General features: G+C 61.7%; 2 protein-coding genes. Both read right to left on the bottom strand.

From position 1 onward, the window contains the following. Positions 1–538, bottom strand: a 538-nt coding sequence (locus AAC083_RS06510; RefSeq protein WP_108536128.1) for an MOSC domain-containing protein, incomplete at its 3' end; no start/stop codon positions are given. 45 nt (positions 539–583) lie between these two features. Next, positions 584–1,375: ABC transporter permease subunit (locus AAC083_RS06505; protein ID WP_108536124.1), on the bottom strand; the 792-nt coding region annotated here is incomplete at its 5' end.

Below are 1,375 nucleotides of genomic sequence, written 5' to 3'. Positions count from 1 at the left end.
CGGCGGTCCGCTTCACCGTCAGGGCGGGATAGGGCCTGTCGACCAGCACCATAGTTTCCTGCGGTGCGACCGCCCCCTCCTCCAGCACCCTCAACAGCCAGCCACAGCGGCCATTGAGCTGCATCACCTGTGATATTTGACCATAACCGAAACGCTGGTTGAGCTTGAAACAGGGGGATCTCGGCTGGCTTATCTGGATCAGCGCCTCACCGAGCCGATAGATATCACCAATACAGGCCTGCGGCTCGGTCAACCCAAGGCCGGACAGATTCTCGCCAAAAGCGGCGGGTTGCCAGGGTGTGCGGGGCGCAGCAAGGCCCATGGCGGTTTGCCAGGTCTGCCACCAGGGATAGTGATCGGCAGGATAGTAGTGGAGCGCCCGATCCGGGCCACCGTGGTGGCGCTGGTCACACTGCTCATCGCCTTCCAGACCGGCAAAGGTACAGCGAACGGACGCAGAGATCGGTTGCTTGTGAATGGCGGTGGTGAGGCCGGGCACCAGCTCGGTGCCACGACCGCTAAAAAGGGAGATCCGCATACTCATCCTCCAGGTTGACGAGAGTAGGCGGATCTTATCATGGCGTCAGACGACGGCCTGCATCTGGGTGGTCATGGCTATCTCGGCGCGACGGCGTTTCTCAGCCTTGGCCATCAGGTACCAGCTACCAAAGGTGAACAGCGACACCGATAACAGGATCAAACTGGCTACCGCGTTGATCTCGGGTTTCACGCCGAGTCGCACCGCCGAGAAGACTTCCATCGGCAAGGTGGTCGCCCCCGGACCCGAGACAAAGCTCGCCAGCACCAGATCATCCAGCGACAGGGCAAACGACATCATGCCACCCGCCGCCAGCGAGGGGGCTATCATGGGGATGGTGATCAAGAAGAACACCTTCCAGGGTTTTGCACCCAGATCCATGGCTGCCTCCTCGATAGAGAGATCCAGCTCCCGCAGGCGCGCCGACACCACGATTGCCACATAGGCGGTACAGAAGGTGGTGTGAGCGATCCAGATGGTCACCATGCCACGCTCGGCAGGCCAACCCACCAGCTGGGCCATGGCCACAAACAGCAGCAACAGCGACAAACCCGTGATCACCTCGGGCATCACCAGGGGTGCCGTCACCAGCCCGCCGAACAGGGTCCGGCCGCGGAAGTGCGGGATCCGGGTCAACACGAAGGCCGCCACCGTCCCCAGCGCCACGGCGGCAACCGCCGTATAGAGCGCAATCTCCAGCGAGCGCAGCACAGAGCCTATCAGCTGTTTGTTGTCGAGCAGGCCGAAGTACCACTTGAGCGACCAGCCCCCCCACACAGTCACCAGCTTGGAGGCGTTGAAGGAGTAGATCACCATGATGACCATGGGCAGGTAGAT

It is taken from the genome of Aeromonas sp. HMWF014, from assembly GCF_963878295.1.
GTDB lineage: Bacteria > Pseudomonadota > Gammaproteobacteria > Enterobacterales > Aeromonadaceae > Aeromonas > Aeromonas popoffii.
The sequence above is the reverse complement of the archived record's forward strand: the minus strand, read 5'-3'. Positions and strand labels throughout refer to the sequence as shown.